Consider the following 19,519-nt stretch of genomic DNA (forward strand, 5'->3'; position numbering starts at 1 on the left):
AACCCGTCCTTTTTCTTTCACCTCTTTAAATGGTATACTTAACCGCGAATGAATCGGAGGTACATTAGAAATGAAATCAGGGTTGAATCAATTTTTATCACCTTTTAGGATCATCATTATTTCATATATTGTTGCAATGGTGATATTCAGTCTTCTATTATATTTACCAATTTCTCATCAGCCTGGTGTAACTTTAACATACTCTGAAGCTTTGTTTACTTCTGTGAGTGCCGTAAGTGTGACTGGGTTAACGGTTGTAAATGTTTCGGAAACGTATAGCTACATTGGAATTATTTTTTTAGCTATGGCTATTCAACTTGGTGGAATTGGTATTATGACGATGGGAACTTTCGTCTGGATGTTATTTGGTCGAAAAATTAATTTTGCTCAGCGTATGCTAATAATGGTTGACCAAAACCAGATCAATTTTTCAGGACTCGTTAATTTAATGAGAGGGATATTAATCGTAGCTTTAATTATTGAAGCAATAGGCGCCCTAATTCTTGGTACATATTATATTAGGTATTTTGATACGATCGGACAAGCCTACTATCAAGGGGCGTTTGCATCGCTCAGCGCTTTTACGAACGCAGGGTTTGATGTAACGGGAGAATCATTAATTCCGTTTGCAAATGATTACTACGTTCAATTTGTAACAATATTGCTCATTTTTGGAGGAGCTATAGGATTTCCAGTACTACTTGAAATAAAAGAGTACTTTTCAAGAAAAGATGAGAATTTCAAGTTTAGTTTATTTACAAAAATAACAACTACTACTTATTTTGCAGTTTTTGTTTTAGGGGTAATTGGTATATGGGCGCTTGAAAGTGGCCATTATTATGTAGGTCTTGAGTGGCATCAACAATTGTTTTATTCTGTGTTTAATTCAGCAACCTCCAGAAGTGGTGGTCTTGCCACAATGGATATCTCGGAATTAAATCCAGCAACTTTGCTTTTTATTTCTGGCTTAATGATTATTGGAGCGAGTCCGTCCAGTGTAGGTGGGGGAATTCGAACTACCACGATCGCTGTAATGTTTTTGACAATTCGCAGTTTCGCACTTGGGAAAGAAGATGTAAAAGTTTTTGGGCGTGAAATTCATCCTGAAGACAAACAAAAGGCTTTTATTGTCTTATCTGTTTTCCTTGTTTTATTATTTGCAGCAGTTACGCTTATTACTGCTTTTGAGTCAAGAAACCCAAATGTCACTTTGCTTGCTATCATTTTTGAAACAGCATCGGCGTTTGGAACATGTGGATTATCAATGGGGATAACTCCTGACTTATCTATAGCAAGTCAATCTGTTCTAATTATATTGATGTTTATAGGTCGAGTCGGATTAATCGCTTTTCTGTTCTCTGTTCGAAAACGTGAAACGAAAACACACTTTAAATATCCAACAGAAAGAATTATTATCGGGTAAATTTAGTAGATAAACTGGAAATAATGGTATTTTTGTTAAAAAGCCCTACGTACAGGGCTTTTTGCTCTCTTAGGATCTAAAAAGAGTTGTATACGTTTTCTTGACGATGTTATCTGATGGGAGTACAATAAATTTGTCAGATTTTTTTCACAGAAACTTGCTAAAAGTTTCATAATATTGATGCTTGCAATCTATCATATTTTGTTTGCTTGTTTCAATATGCTATACAAGGATAGAAAAAAATCATCGATTTACAAGTTTGGTAGGAACAAAATCATTTGTGGGGGGAAAAGGTATGGCTGGCAACCGGGAATTTTTTAATCGTAAGCTACATTCATTACTTGGCGTGATTCCAGTTGGACTATTTCTAGTTCAACACTTTGTAATTAACCATTTTGCAACACGAGGTGCAAGTGCTTTTAACCAGGCAGCTCATTTCATGGAAAACTTACCATTTCGTTATCTTTTAGAAATCTTTTTAATTTTTATTCCATTGCTTTATCATGCAATATATGGGTTATACATTGCATTTCAAGCAAAAAATAATACAGCTAGATATGGGTTCTTCCGTAACTGGATGTTCCGTATTCAGCGTTGGACTGGAGTATTTCTAGTAATCTGGATCACTTGGCATGTATGGGAAACTAGAGTAGCTGCTGCGTTTGGTGCAGAAGTAAACTTTGATATGATGGCTAATATTTTTAGCAATCCTTTTATGATCGTATTTTATATTGTTGGGGTTATTGCAGCAACGTTCCACTTTGCTAATGGTCTTTGGTCATTCGCAGTATCTTGGGGGATTACAGTAACACCACGTTCACAACAAATTGCAACATATGTAACAATGGGTATTTTCTTCGCATTAACGTTTGTTGGAATTAGAGCAATTCTAGCATTCATTAATCCAGACTTAGCAAACATTTAAGGAGTGGGTCAATATGAGTAAAGGTAGAATTATTGTTGTCGGAGGCGGACTAGCTGGTCTGATGGCAACAATTAAAGCAGCAGAAAAAGGGGTACCCGTAGATCTCTTCTCATTAGTTCCGGTAAAACGTTCACACTCAGTTTGTGCACAAGGTGGAATTAATGGTGCGGTTAACACGAAAGGTGAAGGAGACTCTCCATGGGAACACTTTGATGATACTGTATATGGTGGAGACTTCTTAGCAAACCAACCTCCGGTAAAAGCGATGACAGAAGCAGCACCTGGAATTATTCACTTAATGGACCGTATGGGAGTTATGTTTAACCGTACTCCTGAAGGTTTGCTAGACTTCCGTCGTTTCGGTGGAACGCAACATCACCGCACAGCATTTGCGGGTGCAACAACAGGTCAGCAATTATTGTACGCACTTGATGAGCAAGTTCGTAGACATGAAGTTAGTGGATTAGTAACGAAGTATGAAGGATGGGAATTCCTCTCAGCTGTCGTTGATGATGAAGGAACCTGTCGCGGGATTACTGCTCAGGATTTGAAATCATCCGAGATTCGTAGTTTCCAAGGTGATGCCGTCATTATGGCTACTGGTGGTCCAGGGATTATCTTCGGTAAATCTACAAATTCTGTTATCAATACAGGTTATGCAGCTGCAAAGCTTTATCAACAAGGAGTACATTATGCAAATGGTGAGTTCATTCAAATTCATCCAACAGCGATCCCTGGTGATGATAAGCTTCGTCTAATGAGTGAATCTGCTCGTGGAGAAGGTGGGCGAGTTTGGACGTATAAAGACGGGAAGCCTTGGTACTTCCTTGAAGAAAAATATCCGGCATACGGTAACCTAGTTCCTCGTGATATTGCAACACGTGAAATCTTTGATGTGTGTGTTGAGCAAAAGCTTGGAATTAATGGTGAGAACATGGTTTATCTTGACCTTTCTCATAAAGATCCGAAAGAGCTTGATATCAAACTTGGAGGAATTATTGAAATTTATGAGAAATTCATGGGTGATGATCCTCGTAAAGTACCTATGAAGATCTTCCCGGCTGTTCACTACTCTATGGGTGGTATGTGGATTGATTATGATCAAATGACAAACATTCCTGGGTTATTCGCAGCTGGTGAGTGTGATTATTCTCAACATGGTGGAAACCGCTTAGGTGCTAACTCGCTTCTATCAGCTATTTACGGTGGTATGGTAGCGGGGCCGAAAGCTGTTGAATACATGAACGGCCTAGATAAAACGGCTGATTCGATGCCTTCTTCTTTATTTGAAAATGAAGTGAAGAAAGAGCAACAAGCATTTGATGACATTATGAAGATGGATGGAAAAGAAAATGCCTACATTCTTCATAAAGAACTTGGTGAATGGATGACTGACAACGTAACCGTTGTTCGTTACAATGAGAAGCTATTAAAAACAGACGAGAAGATCCAAGAGTTAATGGAGCGTTATAAGAATATTAACATCAACGATACAGCTAAATGGAGCAACCAAGGTGCATCATTTACACGTCAATTAGACGGAATGTTAAGCTTAGCTCGTGTTATTACACTTGGTGCATACAACCGTAATGAGAGCCGCGGGGCTCATTATAAGCCGGAGTTCCCTGAACGTAATGATGAAGAGTTCTTGAAGACAACAAAGGCAACATTTAACCCTGCGAAAAATGGTCCTGACTTTTCATGGGAAGAAGTTGATACGTCGCTTATTAAGCCTCGTAAACGTGACTACTCACAAAAGAAGCAAGGAGCTGCTAAATCATGAGTGAAAAAACAATTAAATTTAAAGTAACACGTCAAGATGACCCGAACAGTGCTCCTTATGTAGAGGAGTTTGAAGTACCTTATCGTCAGAACATGAATGTCATCTCAGCCCTCATGGAGTTTCGTCGTAACCCTGTAACGTCTAGTGGAAAAGAGACGACACCAATTGCTTGGGATATGAACTGTTTAGAAGAGGTTTGTGGTGCGTGTTCAATGGTGATTAATGGCAAGCCTCGTCAATCTTGTACGGCTTTAGTCGACCAGCTTGAGCAACCAATTCGTCTTGAACCAATGAAGACGTTCCCGGTTGTTCGTGACTTAATGGTTGACCGCAGTCGAATGTTTGACTCTCTTAAGAAAGTGAAAGCATGGATTCCGATTGATGGAACATATGACCTTGGACCAGGGCCGCGTATGGCTGAAACAAAGCGTCAATGGGCATATGAGCTTTCAAAATGTATGACATGTGGTGTGTGTTTGGAGGCGTGTCCTAACGTAAATAGCAAATCTGATTTCATTGGACCGGCACCATTATCTCAAGTTCGATTATTTAACGCTCATCCAACTGGTGAAATGAATAAAGAAGAGCGTTTAGAAACGATTATGGGAGACGGTGGGCTTGCGAACTGTGGAAACTCTCAAAACTGTGTGCAGGCGTGTCCAAAAGGCATTCCGTTAACAACATCGATTGCTGCATTAAACCGCTCAACAACGTTACAGTCATTTAAAAATTTCTTTGGTTCTTAATTAAAAAAAGGTCTAATCTCTTTATAGGTAAGAGATTAGACCTTTCTTAAGGTATAGAAGCAATTACTTTTGAGCTTTTATAAAAAATGTATCAAGTATAAGAAAAGGTTGTGGTTGAATTGAGAGCACCGTCTTACATTCAAGATATAGTAAGCTGGAAAAACTCTTTTGAATTTTATATACCTGTACAGGTTAGATTTTCAGAAACAGATGCGTTTGGTCATTTAAATAATACAAATGCTTTTGTTTATTTTGAAGATGCACGGATAGCTTTGTTTAAAGAGTTAGGTTTGATGCAAAAGTGGTCTAAAGCATCCTATTCTCAGATTATTGTAGTAGCCGATCTTCAATGTGATTTTCATAAGCAAGTCCCCTTTGATGAGCAGTTACAAGTTGGAGTGAAAGTTCAAAGGCTTGGAACATCATCTGTTGATTTGCACTATGTAGCCGTAACTTCGCAAGGGGATATTTGTCTAACTGGAAGGGGAACGATTGTACAGATAAGTAAAGAAACAGGTCGCGGCGCTGCTTTTGATGAAGAGACACGAAAGCTTCTAGCTGAATAAATAAAAACAGAAGAAGAGATTGTCTAAAATACGTTATGTCCCCCATAAGCAAACCCTAGATAATATGCTTATAGGGGACAGATCCTTATAAGACAATCTCAGTAAAATATGAGACGACTAAAACGTAAGCGATCCAACGAAATAACGGATGAGCCTGTGAATGTAGCGTACCTATATTTCAAGTTCTCCTAGTCGTACTAACTCAATAACTGCTTGAGAGCGCCCCTTTACTCCCAACTTTTGCATCGTATTAGAGATGTGATTTCGTACGGTTTTCTCACTTATGAAAAGCTCTTGTGCGATATCTCTCGTTGTTTTGTCTTGGACAAGTAATTCGAAAACTTCGCGTTCCCTTTTCGTAAGTAAGGGTTTAGGTCCGAATTCTGCTCCTTTCAATGAGTTCACTCCTTCTTGCTCGGGCTGAGAGCGAATAGTGGGGACTAAATTCCCACCAATGAAGGGTTTTAGTCTCGATAGTATATGTGTGCGAGGCGAACTACGTGTTTTATTTTCGACATTAACTTTAGCCTTTTTTATAGTTATTTTTTGCTTTTTTATCTTTTAGCGAATTTTCGACAAGGTTCTACTTTATTTCAAGTAAATATATTGAAATGGGTTACATCTGTATGCTATACTAATTATGGCTTTAAGAAAGCATACATTATAAAATACTATATTGTATTACTTCCAAATTGTGCATTTAATACGTGTTACTGATTCGATCAGGCATAAGTATTGAAGTGTATATGGGACTCAGTTAGGGTACTCTATAAGCGTACTCTCTTATTGTGATCTACATATTCCTTTCTTTACTTATGCCTTTTTAGGTATCTTTCGTAAGTTTCGTTTAAATGTGCAAATGTAGAAGACAATAAGTATATGGAAAAAAGAAAAAGATCTCTTTTTCTTAATTAAAATTCTAATGAAAAGAAAGAGGTAGATGATTATGGCAGAAAAAACATTTTTAATTACAGCAGATACGGGAATTCACGCACGTCCAGCAACTCAATTAGTAAACAAGGCAGGACAATACTCTTCAGATATTACTCTTGAGTTCAAAGGGAAATCAGTAAACTTGAAATCAATCATGGGTGTTATGTCATTAGGTGTTGGTAAAGGTGCAGAAGTTACAGTAAAGGCTGAAGGCTCTGATGCAGATGAAGCTCTTCAAGCAATTGAAGATGTTATTAAGGAAGGATTAGGGGAATAATGCAAACACTTACTGGTATCGCTGCTTCTTCTGGTGTAGCGATTGCGAAGGCTTTCGTACATGAAGAGCCTGATATGACAATTGAATTAAAAGAAATTCAAGATCCAGCCAGTGAAGTTAAGCGTCTTGAAGATGCACTTTCTAAGTCAAAAGAAGAGCTTGCTGTTATTAAAGATAAAACAGAAAAAGAGCTTGGACCTGATAAAGCTGAAATTTTTGCTGCTCATCTACTTGTTCTTAGTGACCCTGAGCTTGTTGATGCAGTAAAAGCGAAGATTACAGGTGAAAAACAAAACGCAGAATATGCCATGAATGAAGTTTCATCAATGTTCATTACTATGTTTGAAAATATGGATAATGAATATATGAAGGAACGAGCAGCGGATATTCGTGACGTTTCCAAGCGCGTACTTGGCCACTTGCTTGGAATTGAAGTTCAGTCGTTAGCAACAATTTCAGAAGAAACGATAATTATTGCTGAAGACTTAACGCCGTCTGATACAGCGCAATTAAACCCAGTATTTATTAAGGGATTTGCTACTGATATTGGTGGACGTACTTCTCATTCAGCTATTATGTCTAGATCATTAGAAATTCCAGCAGTAGTTGGAACAAAAGAAGTAACGGCACAAATCAAAACGGGTATGACTGTTATTGTTGATGGGTTAGAAGGTGTTGTAATTGTAGAGCCTTCTGATGAAGAAGTTGCGACATATACGAAAAAACGTGATGATTTTGCGAAGCAAAAAGCAGAATGGGCGAAACTTGTAAATGAGCAAACAACGACAAAAGACGGTCAGCATGTTGAACTAGCAGCAAATATTGGAACACCTAAGGATTTAGAAGGTGTTATTAACAATGGGGCTGAAGGAATCGGCCTTTATCGTACAGAGTTTCTTTATATGGGTCGAACGGAGCTTCCATCTGAGGAAGAACAATTTGAGGCGTATAAAGAAGTGGTTGAACGTATGGAAGGCAAGCCAGTTGTCATTCGTACATTAGATATTGGTGGAGATAAAGAACTACCATACTTAGATCTTCCAAAAGAGATGAATCCATTTTTAGGTTTCCGTGCCATTCGTCTTTGTTTAGAAGAAAAAGAAATCTTCAGTACTCAATTGCGTGCTCTTCTTAGAGCAAGTGCCTTTGGTAATTTGAAAATCATGTTCCCGATGATTGCTACACTAGATGAATTCCGTCAAGCAAAAGCAATGCTTCTTGAAGAAAAGGAGAAATTAGTTGCGAATGGAGTTGCTGTTTCAGATTCAATCGAAATTGGTATGATGGTTGAAATTCCTTCAACGGCAGTTGCAGCAGACTTATTTGCTAAAGAAGTTGATTTCTTTAGTATCGGTACGAATGATTTAATTCAATATACAATGGCTGCTGATAGAATGAATGAGCGCGTTTCTTATTTATACCAACCATATCATCCGGCTATTTTACGACTGGTAAAGATGGTCGTTGATGCTGCTCATAAAGAAGGCAAGTGGGCAGGAATGTGTGGAGAAATGGCTGGGGATGAAGTTGCGATTCCACTTCTACTAGGTCTTGGTTTAGATGAATTTAGTATGAGTGCTACGTCCATTTTACCAGCTCGTAACCAAATGTTATCTCTTTCGAAAGAAGAACTTGCAGCATTTGCAAATGAGATGATTTATTTAGATACAGCAGATGAAGTAGAAGAAAGAGTTCGCAAAGCGTACTTGGATTAAGAAGATGAGGTTGACATATTGGTCAACCTCTTCTTTTTATTCGAAAATGGTAGTAGTTTTTACTTTTTAGTGAGAGTCAATGTTTGCAAGGAATTGTCACATATACCGCTTGCTTTTCCTAGTGAAACAGGGGACAATTAAGGAAAGGTACTAGTTATTATTGGAGGTGCGTACAGGTGGATCATCGCCAAATCGAACAGATAGAACGATCATTACGAAGAGTAGCAGAAATGGTAAAACAAAAGGGGCGAGAAATCCTAACGCAATTCCCCATAACCCCACCGCAGTTTGTAGCGTTGCAATGGTTAAATGAATATGGTGATATGACGATAGGTGAACTGTCTACTAAAATGTATTTAGCATGTAGTACAACGACAGATTTAGTAGATAGAATGGAAAAAAATGAGTTAGTGGAACGAGTGAAAGATAAAAATGACCGACGCGTAGTCCGGATTCATTTATTAGATAAAGGTCGTACGATCATTGAGGAAGTTATTAAGAAACGTCAAGATTATTTGGAAGGAATTCTAACGGACTTTTCACAGGACGAAGTAGACTTCCTTGAAAAGAGTTTACATGTTCTTCATGAGGAAATGAAAGCGACAAGAATGAACCCGTAACTTAGCATCGAGGAGAATGAGGGGAAGTTGTTGGATAGACCAATAGGAGTAATCGATTCGGGTTTAGGCGGTCTGACAGTTGCGAAAGAGATTATGAGGCAGCTTCCAAAAGAGGAAATTGTTTATATCGGCGACTCTGCGCGTTGTCCATATGGACCTAGATCAGAAGAGGAAGTAAGAAAGTTTACATGGGAAATGATTGACCAATTATTAGAAGAAAAGATGAAAATGTTGGTCATTGCTTGTAATACAGCCACAGCAGTTGTTCTCGAAGAAGTGAAAAGGGAACTCTCTATTCCTGTTGTTGGTGTTGTTCATCCAGGAGCTATTAGTGCACTTAAAGTAACGAAGAGGGATCATGTGGCTATCATAGGAACAACTGGGACGATTCGTAGTCAAGCTTATGCGAAAGCTTTAAAAGCTATTAACAGTGAAGTGAAAGTGGAGAGCCTTGCTTGCCCGCCATTCGTTCCATTAGTGGAAAGAGGGATTTTTGAAGGACCGGAAGCGGAGCGAATTGTAGATGAAGCACTAAAGCCGCTTGATCATTTACATTTTGATACGCTTATTTTAGGGTGCACTCACTATCCGCTGTTAAAGGGTGTGATTGGGAAGAGAGTAGGTAGAGATATTCAATTAATTTCGTCTGGTGACGAGACTGCCCGAGAAGTTAGTAGTCTTCTCTACCATAACAATCTTCTTTATACGAAAGACAGACAACCATCCCATCGTTTTTTTACAACAGGTGATCCTGAACGCTTTAAGAGTTTAGCTGACCAGTGGTTAGAAATGAATGTGGAATGTGTAAAAACAATTCTATTGTAACTCAAGTGGCTGGATAAAAGTCGGGAACAGAGGTGGCCTCGGCTTTTAACAATGTAGCGACTATTACTTTAGGGGGTTCTTAAAGGTCAAAAACAGACCTTTTGAGAAACCCCTTTTTGTGTTGCGTATAAATACCAAAGAAAAATTGGAACAAAAAAATAGATAAAGGTGGTCTATTATTTTTTAAGGCTCGTATACATGTAGTACAAACTATCTTAGGAGGGAAAACAATGCGCAAAGTTTTACGAAAAGGGGTTCCCATTCTTGCACTTACAATGTTAACAATGTCAGCTTGTTCGTTTGGTTCGAATGAAGCGGCCAATGAAATGGATACACCACCAACGAATTACGTAGAAGAAAATGAATCATTAGGATTAGAAGAAGATCCGGAAGAGGCTCCAGTTGAAGAGGGAGATGGAGAAGAAGGAACAGGAGATGAAGCGACAACAGATTCTGTCCAACGTGAATTATACTTAATAGATTCAAATGGACTTGTTGTTCCGCAAACTCTTGAGTTGCCAAAAACAGAAAGTGTCCTAAAACAATCACTTGAGTATTTAGTTGATGGAGGTCCTGTAACAGAATTGTTACCAAACGGGTTCCGTGCTGTTCTTCCAGCAGGGACGGAAATAAGTGTTAACCTTAAAGAAGATGGGATTGCTGTGGCTGACTTTTCGAATGAATTTAAAGATTATGACCCTAATCAAGAAAAACAAATTCTTGAAGCTATAACATGGACTTTAACACAATTTGAAAATGTGGATAGTGTTCAAATTAATATTAATGGGTATAAACAAGATACAATGCCGGTCGGTGGAACGCCGATAGGTGAAGGGGTTAGCCGTGCTAACGGGATTAACCTAGAAACGGGTTCTGTAACAGATGTGGTTAATAGTAAAGGGGTAACCCTTTACTTCTTAGCCCAAAATGGTGAGAACACGTACTATGTTCCAGTTACAAGACGAGTAGCTTCAGGGACGGAATCCTTGACAGCAGCTGTTGAAGAGCTTCTAAAAGGGCCTTCAAATGAATCACAGCTGTTAACAGATTTCCGTCAAGAGGTAGCTCTGTTAGATGAACCGACGTATGAAAATGGAACAGTTACGTTGAATTTTAATGAATCACTTCTTTCTCAGAACCAATCAACAGCTGTTTCTTCTGAAGTGTTAAACATGCTAGCACTTACTTTAACAGAACAAAAAGGAATCGAAAAAGTAGCTGTTCAAGTAAATGGTGAAGCAAATGTGTTAACAGAGTCAGGGGACGTTGCAGAGCCTGTTTCAAGGCCAAGCCTTGTGAATACAGGAAGTTACTAAGGCTTGATTGGACTCTCTTAATAATTTTCTTTATAATTATAAATAATTACTAAGGAGGGGCGTAATGCTTCCTCCTTTTTATCCTTACATAAAAAAGTTTACAATGAACATACAATGCCAATTAGGGGGTAACAAAATGAGAGTTGACGGACGTGCATCGGATCAGATAAGAGAGGTTTCTATTGAGACCAATTTTGTGAAACATCCAGAAGGTTCTGTCTTAATATCAATGGGAGACACGCGAGTCATTTGTACAGCAACGGTTGAGGACCGAGTTCCGCCTTTCTTAAGAGGGCAAGGAAAAGGGTGGATTGCGGCAGAATATGCTATGCTTCCACGTGCAACGGAAACAAGAAATATCCGAGAGTCTTCCAAAGGAAAAGTATCGGGAAGAACGATGGAAATACAACGATTGATAGGGCGTTCTTTACGTTCTGTAATAAATTTAGAGAAGATAGGTGAGAGGACGGTCTGGATTGATTGCGATGTTATCCAAGCTGATGGGGGAACGAGAACTGCTTCTATAACGGGTGCTTTTGTTGCATTAGCTTTAGCGATGGATAAAGTAATGTCTAAAGGGAAAATAAAAGATTGGCCAATTCAAGACTATTTAGCAGCAATATCAGTTGGAGTAGAGTCGAAGAAAGGAGAGCTTCTAGATTTATGTTACGTCGAAGATGCATCCGCAGAAGTAGATATGAATGTTGTTATGACAGGCAAACATGAATTTGTTGAGCTTCAAGGTACTGGTGAAGAAGCAACGTTCTCACGACCTCAATTAAATAAACTTCTTGACTTAGCAGAGATAGGAATCGATGCTCTTATCTTGAAACAAAAAGAGGCTCTAGGTGACATTGCTGCAAGAATGAAATCGTGAAGAAAGTTGGAATTGCAAATGAAAGAGATTGTTATTGCTACGCAGAACAAGGGGAAAATAGCTGAGTTTAAGCAATTATTTGAAGGCTTAGAGGTTCGTTCTTTATTAGACTATCCGACTATTCCCGACATAGTCGAAGACGGAATGACATTTGCTGAGAATGCAGCGAAGAAAGCAGAAACGTTAGCAACTTATTTAAATCGAATGGTTATTGCTGATGATTCAGGTTTGCAAGTCGATGCACTTGATGGACGACCTGGTGTATATTCAGCTCGGTATGCAGGACCTAGTAAAAATGATATTGATAATATGGAAAAAGTATTAAGGGAATTAAAGGATATACCTAGTGAAGATCGAACGGCTCGATTTATCTGTTTGATTGCTGTGGCTAGTCCAAATCAAGAAACGAAAATTTATGAAGGCACGTGTGAGGGGATTATATCGAATGAAGCACGTGGAACCAATGGATTTGGCTATGATCCCATTTTTTACGTTCCTGACCTTGAAAAGACGATGGCACAGTTGACTGCTGAAGAGAAAAATAAACGTAGTCATAGAGCGAATGCTTTAAAACAATTGCTAGCTCATAAAGAAGAATGGAGCTCGTGAGGAGGGGAACAATGAAAGCTTTCATTATTAGTGATAGTCATGGCTGGGAAAGTGAGCTTGAGAAAGTTGTTAATCGACATAGAGAAGAAGTTGATATTCTGATTCACTGTGGTGATTCTGAGCTTGAAGGTGGGCATTCTGCACTTAAGGGAGTTAAAGTAGTGAAGGGCAACTGTGATTTTGGTTCAAGTTTTCCCGATGATCTCAAGGAAACGGTTCAAGGTGTGACAATATATGTTACTCATGGTCATCTTTACAATGTGAAAATGACTCATGTTCCTTTAAGTTATCGAGCGGAAGAAAAAGGTGCTCAAATTGCTTGCTACGGTCATTCACATGTAGCGGGTGCTTTTATGGAAAACGGAGTAATCTACATAAATCCAGGCAGCATTCGACTTCCAAGAAATAGAGAAGAGAAAACGTATTGCATATGTGAGTATAATAAGAGTAATGCTACTGTAACGTATTTTGATTATAACGGAAATGTTGTTGAAGACATGGTTTATCATTTTGAGTTAAACTAAAAGAGGATTTATCTCTCTCTACGAAATAGCGATTTTGTAGAGAGAGAATAATTTTTAAAATTTATTCTGAGGAATTGTTGACATTCTTTTTAGATTGCGTTATATTAATATATGTCGCCGCAAGGTAATAACGACAACGAACAATAAAATATGCGGATGATTACAAAATGAATTTCATATTGATACACTGTGCGGGTGTAGTTTAGTGGTAAAACCTCAGCCTTCCAAGCTGATGTCGTGAGTTCGATTCTCATCACCCGCTTTTTGTCCCAGTAGCTCAGCAGGATAGAGCAACGGCCTTCTAAGCCGTCGGTCGGGAGTTCGAATCTCTCCTGGGACGCCATTTATATTACATAATAAAGTTCAACGTCTCCACCTATGATGAGGTGGAGACGTTTTTTGTTTGTGTTGGGGCTTGCTGGAGTACCTGATTTACATAAAGTTGTTCATTTTCTAATAATTGATCGGTATCATAAAAAAGAACACGCCATCCACGTTTTTTTAACTGACGAACAATCTTTTTTTCGTTTAATCCTGGTCGTAATTCAATTAATGCAAGCTTGTATGGAACAAGTGCCAAGTTTGCACAGATGTTCTCGATCCAATAATGTGGAGTAGGATAATACATTTTAGCTCTCAATTGATGATAGAGCAATTTTTCTCCCTCAGTATTACAAATCTTTCCTAATTCTTCTACTAACACGAGAGAGGCACGTTTTCGTTTTTGAAAACGGATGTACGGAAATTTCTTTGTTACACGAATGTAATTTTTGTATTTTTTTAACATATTTTATCACCCAAGTATAGGATGTCCGTAAGTATTTGGAATATGCCTTGAATAGGTATGAATGGAAATATAATTTTTGAAATCTAGTAATAACAAAGGTGTAAGCGCATTCAATAAAAACGACTAATCAAAATAGTCAAATTATTTTAAAAAAATGGTTGACCATAGTGAGGAATGAGCGTATGATAAATCTCAAACAACACTATATAAAAAAACAAATGTCCGCTCTAGAGAGATAAATGTTATGTTTGTGGGCGAACTTTATGCAAATGTACATGATACACGAGGAGAGTATACGTCATGAGTGAGCAATGGATTTATTTAAACGGAGACTTCGTCGAAAAACACGAAGCGAAAATTTCAGTATATGATCACGGATTTTTATATGGCGATGGCGTCTTTGAGGGCATTCGTGTATATGAAGGTAATGTTTTTAGGCTGCAGGAACATCTTGACAGACTATATAATTCAGCAAAATCGATTATGCTTTCCATTCCACATTCAAAAGAGGAAATGAAACAACTAGTCGTTCAGACATTACAAAAGAATCAACTAAGTAATGCGTACATTCGACTTGTCATTTCAAGAGGAGTTGGGAATTTGGGGTTAGATCCATCATCATGTGCACGGCCTCAAGTAATTATAATCGCAGAAGAGTTAGCTCTTTTTCCAAAGGAATTATATGAATCTGGCTTAGAAATTGTTACTGTAGCAACCCGGAGAAATCGTCCAGATGTTTTAAGTCCTAAAGTGAAATCACTGAACTATTTGAATAATATTCTCGTTAAAATTGAAGCGAGTTTGGCTGGGGTAAGCGAAGCGTTAATGTTGAACGACCAAGGCTATGTTGCTGAAGGTTCCGCAGATAATGTTTTCATTGTTAAAGGAACAGAACTTTTAACACCTCCAGGTTATGTAGGAGCTCTTGAAGGGATAACGAGAAATGCCATTATAGAGTTTGCGAAGGATCTTGGTTATACAGTAAAAGAGGAACCTTTTACTAGACACGACGTGTATGTTGCTGATGAAGTATTTTTAACTGGAACAGCAGCAGAAGTGATCGCTGTTGTTAAGGTAGATGGTCGCGTCATTGGTGAAGGCAAGCCTGGAAAAGAAACGAAGAGATTATTGGAAGCATTTAGAGAAAGAGTTGTAATAGAAGGAGAAAAGGTTTATTCAGAAACCTTGAGATAAAGTTGAGCTAGAGTTGAGAGAAAGAGACATCGATTGAAATAGGGAGCGGGTAGTAATGAGAAGTAATATGATTAAAAAGGGGATTGATCGTGCGCCTCATCGAAGTTTACTTCGAGCAGCTGGTGTAAAAGAAGATGAAATGGATAAACCATTCATTGGTGTATGTAATTCATACATTGATATCATTCCAGGACATATGCACTTAAACAAATTTGCAGAAGTGGCAAAGCAAGCGATTCGTGAAGCAGGAGGCATTCCATTTGAATTTAATACAATTGGTGTAGATGATGGAATTGCTATGGGGCACATTGGCATGAGATATTCGCTCCCAAGTCGTGAAATTATATGTGATGCAGCAGAAACAGTTATTAATGCTCACTGGTTTGATGGAGTATTTTATATTCCGAACTGTGATAAAATCACGCCGGGGATGTTAATGGCATCAGTAAGAACAAATGTCCCATCTGTTTTCGTATCAGGTGGACCAATGGAAGCTGGTAAAACAAAAGATGGGCAGAACTTATCGTTAGTATCTGTTTTCGAAGGCGTAGGTGCATTTGCGTCAGGTAATATGACAAGAGAAGAGTTACTAGAAATAGAACAAACAGCATGTCCAACATGTGGATCTTGCTCAGGAATGTTTACAGCTAATTCAATGAACTCATTAATGGAAATGCTCGGAGTAGCTTTACCAGGAAATGGGACAATTGTTGCTACATCGAATGATCGTCACCAATTGATCAAGGATGCTGCAAAACATTTAATGAATTTAATTGAAAAAGATATTAGACCTAGAGATATCATTACTGAAGAAACGATTGATGATGCATTTGCTCTTGATATGGCAATGGGTGGGTCAACGAATACTGTTCTTCATACATTAGCAATCGCTAACGAAGCAGAAATCGATTATGACCTTAATCGAATTAACAAGGTAGCTGAACGAGTCCCTTATTTATCAAAAATCAGTCCAGCTTCGGATTACTCGATGGATGATGTACATCATGCCGGTGGAGTTAGTGCAATTATTAAAGAACTTTGTAACATTGAGGGAGCAATACACCCAGATCGAATTACGATTACTGGAAAAAGCTTGTATGAAAATGTAAAAGATGCAGAAATTACTAACGATGATGTCATTCGTCGTAAAGATAATCCTTACAGCCCTGTTGGTGGACTTTCTGTATTATATGGCAATATAGCACCAGATGGAGCCGTAATTAAAGTAGGGGCAGTTGATCCTTCTATCAAAGTATTTGATGGAGAGGCAATTGTATTTAACTCTCAAGAAGAAGCTCAAAAAGGAATCGATGAAGGGCTTGTTCGTGAAGGCCATGTCGTAGTCATTCGATATGAAGGACCAAAAGGCGGACCTGGAATGCCTGAGATGTTAGCACCAACGTCAGCTATCGCTGGAAGAGGTCTCGGAACAAAAGTTGCGTTAATCACGGATGGACGTTTCTCAGGAGCATCAAGAGGTATTTCCATCGGGCATATTTCTCCAGAAGCAGCAGATGGCGGTCCAATCGCATTCGTTGAAAATGGTGATCGCATTCGAATTGATCTTCCTAATAGAACAATTGAATGGTTAGTATCCGATGAAGAACATGCTAAGCGTAAAGAAGGTTGGGTTGAACCTGAACCAAAAGTGAAAAAGGGTTACCTTGCAAGATATGCAAAATTGGTTACTTCAGCCAATACCGGCGGAGTTATGAAAATATAATAGGTGAAAACGAAGAAGAGGAAAAGTACTCAATGATGCAACTTCAACAGAGAGCCGTGGTGCTGAGATGCGGTGTTGTTGCCTTTGACGAAGCTCGCCTCAGAGTATCAATCTGAACGATTTTTTCTATTAAGATTGATCGGGTGTACACAGCACTCGTTATCAAAACAACAAGATTAAATAGAGCATGATTCTATTTAATGAATAAGGGTGGTACCGTGGAAAGAAAAATCTTTTCGCCCCTTCTAGCTATTGGATTAGTAGCTTATATGGGGTGGGAAGATTTTTTTATTTTAAATTTTTTAGTTGTTCACTTTGTATTGTTAAGATATTGGGGTCGTTTACGAGAGAATCTTTGTAAGGAGGCATGAAAAATGAGTACGAACGTGAAAAAGAAAGAACAACAAACAAGTGAAGAACCTAAACAACTTTCTGGTTCAAGTATGCTAATTGAAGCTTTGGCAAAAGAGGGCGTTGATGTTATTTTTGGCTATCCTGGAGGAGCTATTTTACCAACATATGATGAAATCTATAAAACGGGTATCCATCATGTTCTAGCAAGGCATGAACAAGGAGCAATTCATGCTGCTGAAGGATATGCGAGGGTATCTGGTAAACCGGGTGTCTGTATTGTTACATCTGGACCAGGAGCGACAAACGTTGTCACAGGAATTGCAGATGCAATGATTGACTCTTTGCCGCTTGTCGTTATTACTGGTCAAGTAGCAACAACGGTAATTGGAACAGATGCGTTTCAAGAAGCTGACATGATTGGGATCACGATGCCAATTACAAAGCATAATTACCAAGTTCGGTCTGTTGAAGAATTTCCAAGAATCATTAAAGAGGCTTTCCATATTGCAACAACAGGACGTCCTGGTCCAGTGTTAATAGATTTGCCAAAAGATGTTTCTCTTGCTACTGGAATGTTTGATTATAGCAAAGAAGTGAATATTCCTGGTTATCAGCCAACTGTTGTACCAAATCGACTGCAAATTCGAAAAGTAGTTGAAGCAGTAACCGAAGCGAAGAAGCCTGTTATCTTGGCTGGAGCTGGGGTTTTACATGGGAAAGCGTCTAGCGAATTGTTTGAATATGTTGAAAAAATGCAAATTCCTGTTGTAAATACATTGCTTGGACTAGGTAGTTTTCCTGGGGATCATGAATTATGCCTCGGAATGGCAGGAATGCACGGAACCTATACTGCAAATATGGCCATATATGAGTCCGACTTACTGATTAGCATTGGTGCAAGATTTGATGATCGATTAACAGGGAATCTGGCACACTTTGCACCAAATGCTCGTGTCGTTCACATTGATATTGATCCAGCAGAAATTGGCAAAAACATCAAAACTGAAATTCCAGTTGTTGGAGATGCTAAGGAAGCTATAAGAATGTTATTGGAAGAACAGGGGACGCCTGGAGATACGAAGGAGTGGCTTGATACCCAAAAAGAAAGAAAATCCGAGTACCCGCTTTGGTATAAAGAAGATGGAGAAGTCATTAAACCGCAAAATCTAATTGAATTGATTCATGAAGTGACAAATGGTGAAGCTATTGTAACGACAGATGTTGGTCAACATCAAATGTGGTCAGCACAATTCTATCGTTTCAATAAGCCAAACCGCTGGGTAACATCAGGTGGTCTTGGAACAATGGGATTTGGTTTTCCAGCAGCGATTGGAGCGCAATTTGCAGAACCTGAAACACCTGTAATTGCTGTGATTGGAGATGCAGGTTTCCAAATGACAGCACAGGAAATGTCCATTTTACAAGAGTTAAATATGCCAGTGAAGATTGTCATTGTAAACAATGCATCTCTAGGAATGGTGAGACAATGGCAGCAGCTATTCCATGGAGAGCGTTATTCTAACTCACTGTTCCCGATTCAACCGAATTTTGTCAAGCTTGCAGAGGCATATGACATTAAAGGAATGAAAATCGAACAGCTATCTGATTTGAAAGGTGCTTTAGAGGAAATGATTGCTCATCCTGGGCCGGTGTTACTGGATGTACGTGTAGCCAAAGAGGAAAATGTGTATCCGATGATCGCACCAGGGAAAGGACAACATCAAATGGAGGGGGTTAAGCCACAATGAAACGTACGATCACAGCCCTTGTAAATAACACTTCAGGTGTGCTAAACAGAATCACTGGTCTGTTCGCTCGTAGGCATTACAACATCGAAAGCATTACTGTTGGTGTAACAGAAAACCCATCCATCTCAAGAATGACATTTGTTGTTGCTGCCGATAGCATGGAAAATGTAGAACAAGTCATTAAGCAACTGAATAAGCAAGTCGATGTTCTAAAAGTGAAAGATATAACCGATGAGTCCATTGTGGCTCGCGAGTTAGCATTGGTTAAAATTGTAGCTACACCGCAACAACGTGGAGAAGTAGCTGCACTTGTTAATCCATTTAGAGCAACCATTATAGATGTTGGTCGAGAATCAATGACGATTCAAATTACAGGTGATCATTCTAAGGTAGAAGCTTTTATTGATTTGCTTCGTCCTTATGGCATAAAGGAAATTGCTCGTACAGGAATTACAGCATTTAATCGAAGTACGAAAAAGCCTACACATGATCCATATCGATTAACACTTATTAATTAAACTAGTGAATTCATAAATTCAACATAAAAAAACTAATTAAAACAAGAGGAGAGATT

19 protein-coding genes, 2 tRNA genes and 1 other annotated feature are annotated in these 19,519 nt (G+C 38.6%); of the genes, 19 read left to right on the top strand and 2 right to left on the bottom strand.

The features are described from left to right. The first annotated feature begins 70 nt into the window (after positions 1-70). The 5 genes from MF646_RS13035 (at position 71) to MF646_RS13055 (ending at position 5,443) form a co-directional block, all read left to right on the top strand. On the top strand, positions 71-1,423 hold the full coding sequence (locus MF646_RS13035; RefSeq protein ID WP_250096945.1) for a TrkH family potassium uptake protein: 1,353 nt from the start codon (positions 71-73) through the stop codon (positions 1,421-1,423). 295 nt (positions 1,424-1,718) lie between these two features. After that, complete coding sequence (locus MF646_RS13040) at positions 1,719-2,348, top strand: succinate dehydrogenase cytochrome b558 subunit (protein ID WP_250096946.1); 630 nt, start codon at positions 1,719-1,721, stop codon at positions 2,346-2,348. Positions 2,349-2,361: 13 nt separating this feature from the next. Then, complete coding sequence (sdhA, locus tag MF646_RS13045; RefSeq protein WP_250096947.1) at positions 2,362-4,131, top strand: succinate dehydrogenase flavoprotein subunit; 1,770 nt, start codon at positions 2,362-2,364, stop codon at positions 4,129-4,131. After that, positions 4,128-4,877, top strand: coding sequence for a succinate dehydrogenase iron-sulfur subunit (sdhB, locus tag MF646_RS13050; RefSeq protein WP_250096948.1), 750 nt, complete (start codon positions 4,128-4,130; stop codon positions 4,875-4,877). Before sdhA ends, sdhB begins: the two co-directional genes overlap by 4 nt. A gap of 119 nt (positions 4,878-4,996) precedes the next feature. Then, entirely contained in the window at positions 4,997-5,443 is a 447-nt protein-coding gene (locus MF646_RS13055; RefSeq protein WP_250096949.1) for an acyl-CoA thioesterase, read from the top strand. A gap of 171 nt (positions 5,444-5,614) precedes the next feature. Here MF646_RS13055 and MF646_RS13060 read toward each other — a convergent pair whose 3' ends face one another. Next, positions 5,615-5,839, bottom strand: coding sequence for a helix-turn-helix domain-containing protein (locus tag MF646_RS13060; RefSeq protein WP_034627048.1), 225 nt, complete (start codon positions 5,837-5,839; stop codon positions 5,615-5,617). A 550-nt stretch (positions 5,840-6,389) separates the two neighbouring features. Here MF646_RS13060 and MF646_RS13065 point away from each other — a divergent pair. The 10 genes from MF646_RS13065 to MF646_RS13110 all read left to right on the top strand — a co-directional run bounded on the left by MF646_RS13065 (position 6,390) and on the right by MF646_RS13110 (position 13,482). Continuing rightward, positions 6,390-6,653 carry a phosphocarrier protein HPr gene (locus MF646_RS13065; protein ID WP_250096950.1) on the top strand — a complete coding sequence of 88 codons (264 nt, stop codon included), beginning with the start codon at positions 6,390-6,392 and terminating at the stop codon, positions 6,651-6,653. Beyond that, positions 6,653-8,368, top strand: coding sequence for a phosphoenolpyruvate--protein phosphotransferase (gene ptsP, locus MF646_RS13070; protein ID WP_250096951.1), 1,716 nt, complete (start codon positions 6,653-6,655; stop codon positions 8,366-8,368). Before MF646_RS13065 ends, ptsP begins: the two co-directional genes overlap by 1 nt. Positions 8,369-8,544: 176 nt before the next feature. After that, on the top strand, positions 8,545-8,988 hold the full coding sequence (locus MF646_RS13075) for a MarR family winged helix-turn-helix transcriptional regulator (RefSeq protein WP_250096952.1): 444 nt from the start codon (positions 8,545-8,547) through the stop codon (positions 8,986-8,988). Between the two features lie 30 nt (positions 8,989-9,018). Next, complete coding sequence (gene racE, locus MF646_RS13080; protein ID WP_250096953.1) at positions 9,019-9,813, top strand: glutamate racemase; 795 nt, start codon at positions 9,019-9,021, stop codon at positions 9,811-9,813. Positions 9,814-10,043: 230 nt separating this feature from the next. After that, a complete protein-coding gene (locus MF646_RS13085) occupies positions 10,044-11,129 on the top strand; it encodes a GerMN domain-containing protein (protein ID WP_250096954.1) in 1,086 nt (361 codons plus the stop codon). A gap of 136 nt (positions 11,130-11,265) precedes the next feature. Beyond that, positions 11,266-12,006 carry a ribonuclease PH gene (gene rph / locus MF646_RS13090; RefSeq protein WP_250096955.1) on the top strand — a complete coding sequence of 247 codons (741 nt, stop codon included), beginning with the start codon at positions 11,266-11,268 and terminating at the stop codon, positions 12,004-12,006. Positions 12,007-12,024: 18 nt separating this feature from the next. Then, positions 12,025-12,615: an XTP/dITP diphosphatase gene (locus tag MF646_RS13095; protein WP_250096956.1), complete on the top strand. Its 591-nt coding sequence runs from the start codon at positions 12,025-12,027 to the stop codon at positions 12,613-12,615. Positions 12,616-12,626: 11 nt separating this feature from the next. Continuing rightward, positions 12,627-13,139: a metallophosphoesterase family protein gene (locus MF646_RS13100; RefSeq protein WP_250096957.1), complete on the top strand. Its 513-nt coding sequence runs from the start codon at positions 12,627-12,629 to the stop codon at positions 13,137-13,139. Positions 13,140-13,330: 191 nt separating this feature from the next. Then, positions 13,331-13,401: transfer RNA gene (locus tag MF646_RS13105), tRNA-Gly, on the top strand. 4 nt (positions 13,402-13,405) lie between these two features. Further along, positions 13,406-13,482: transfer RNA gene (locus MF646_RS13110), tRNA-Arg, on the top strand. A gap of 33 nt (positions 13,483-13,515) precedes the next feature. Here MF646_RS13110 and MF646_RS13115 read toward each other — a convergent pair. Next, the gene (locus MF646_RS13115) at positions 13,516-13,926 is read right to left on the bottom strand and encodes a hypothetical protein (RefSeq protein ID WP_250096958.1); all 411 of its coding nucleotides are present in this window, start codon (positions 13,924-13,926) and stop codon (positions 13,516-13,518) included. 300 nt (positions 13,927-14,226) lie between these two features. Here MF646_RS13115 and ilvE point away from each other — a divergent pair, with 300 nt between their 5' ends. From ilvE to ilvN, 4 genes are all read left to right on the top strand, one after another. Next, entirely contained in the window at positions 14,227-15,120 is an 894-nt protein-coding gene (gene ilvE, locus MF646_RS13120) for a branched-chain-amino-acid transaminase (protein ID WP_250096959.1), read from the top strand. Between the two features lie 55 nt (positions 15,121-15,175). Further along, positions 15,176-16,843 carry a dihydroxy-acid dehydratase gene (gene ilvD, locus MF646_RS13125; RefSeq protein WP_250096960.1) on the top strand — a complete coding sequence of 556 codons (1,668 nt, stop codon included), beginning with the start codon at positions 15,176-15,178 and terminating at the stop codon, positions 16,841-16,843. A gap of 3 nt (positions 16,844-16,846) precedes the next feature. Continuing rightward, positions 16,847-17,090 (top strand) — a binding site (T-box leader). Between the two features lie 127 nt (positions 17,091-17,217). Beyond that, positions 17,218-18,945 carry an acetolactate synthase large subunit gene (gene ilvB, locus MF646_RS13130; RefSeq protein ID WP_250096961.1) on the top strand — a complete coding sequence of 576 codons (1,728 nt, stop codon included), beginning with the start codon at positions 17,218-17,220 and terminating at the stop codon, positions 18,943-18,945. Continuing rightward, positions 18,942-19,463: an acetolactate synthase small subunit gene (ilvN, locus tag MF646_RS13135; RefSeq protein ID WP_250096962.1), complete on the top strand. Its 522-nt coding sequence runs from the start codon at positions 18,942-18,944 to the stop codon at positions 19,461-19,463. The genes ilvB and ilvN overlap by 4 nt, the downstream gene beginning before the upstream one ends. Positions 19,464-19,519 lie beyond the last annotated feature (56 nt).

The sequence above is a fragment of the Halalkalibacter alkaliphilus genome (assembly GCF_023555415.1).
GTDB classification, from domain to species: Bacteria; Bacillota; Bacilli; order Bacillales; family Bacillaceae_D; genus Halalkalibacter; species Halalkalibacter alkaliphilus.

Coding starts and splice junctions, on each gene's coding strand:
- MF646_RS13115 (WP_250096958.1), bottom strand. CDS start 13,926: ATGTTAAAAAAATACAAAAATTACATTCGTGTAACAAAGAAATTTCCG.
- MF646_RS13065 (WP_250096950.1), top strand. CDS start 6,390: ATGGCAGAAAAAACATTTTTAATTACAGCAGATACGGGAATTCACGCA.
- MF646_RS13085 (WP_250096954.1), top strand. CDS start 10,044: ATGCGCAAAGTTTTACGAAAAGGGGTTCCCATTCTTGCACTTACAATG.
- MF646_RS13040 (WP_250096946.1), top strand. CDS start 1,719: ATGGCTGGCAACCGGGAATTTTTTAATCGTAAGCTACATTCATTACTT.
- ilvN (WP_250096962.1), top strand. CDS start 18,942: ATGAAACGTACGATCACAGCCCTTGTAAATAACACTTCAGGTGTGCTA.
- MF646_RS13035 (WP_250096945.1), top strand. CDS start 71: ATGAAATCAGGGTTGAATCAATTTTTATCACCTTTTAGGATCATCATT.
- ilvD (WP_250096960.1), top strand. CDS start 15,176: ATGAGAAGTAATATGATTAAAAAGGGGATTGATCGTGCGCCTCATCGA.
- ptsP (WP_250096951.1), top strand. CDS start 6,653: ATGCAAACACTTACTGGTATCGCTGCTTCTTCTGGTGTAGCGATTGCG.
- sdhB (WP_250096948.1), top strand. CDS start 4,128: ATGAGTGAAAAAACAATTAAATTTAAAGTAACACGTCAAGATGACCCG.
- MF646_RS13100 (WP_250096957.1), top strand. CDS start 12,627: ATGAAAGCTTTCATTATTAGTGATAGTCATGGCTGGGAAAGTGAGCTT.
- ilvE (WP_250096959.1), top strand. CDS start 14,227: ATGAGTGAGCAATGGATTTATTTAAACGGAGACTTCGTCGAAAAACAC.
- rph (WP_250096955.1), top strand. CDS start 11,266: ATGAGAGTTGACGGACGTGCATCGGATCAGATAAGAGAGGTTTCTATT.
- MF646_RS13095 (WP_250096956.1), top strand. CDS start 12,025: ATGAAAGAGATTGTTATTGCTACGCAGAACAAGGGGAAAATAGCTGAG.
- ilvB (WP_250096961.1), top strand. CDS start 17,218: ATGAGTACGAACGTGAAAAAGAAAGAACAACAAACAAGTGAAGAACCT.
- sdhA (WP_250096947.1), top strand. CDS start 2,362: ATGAGTAAAGGTAGAATTATTGTTGTCGGAGGCGGACTAGCTGGTCTG.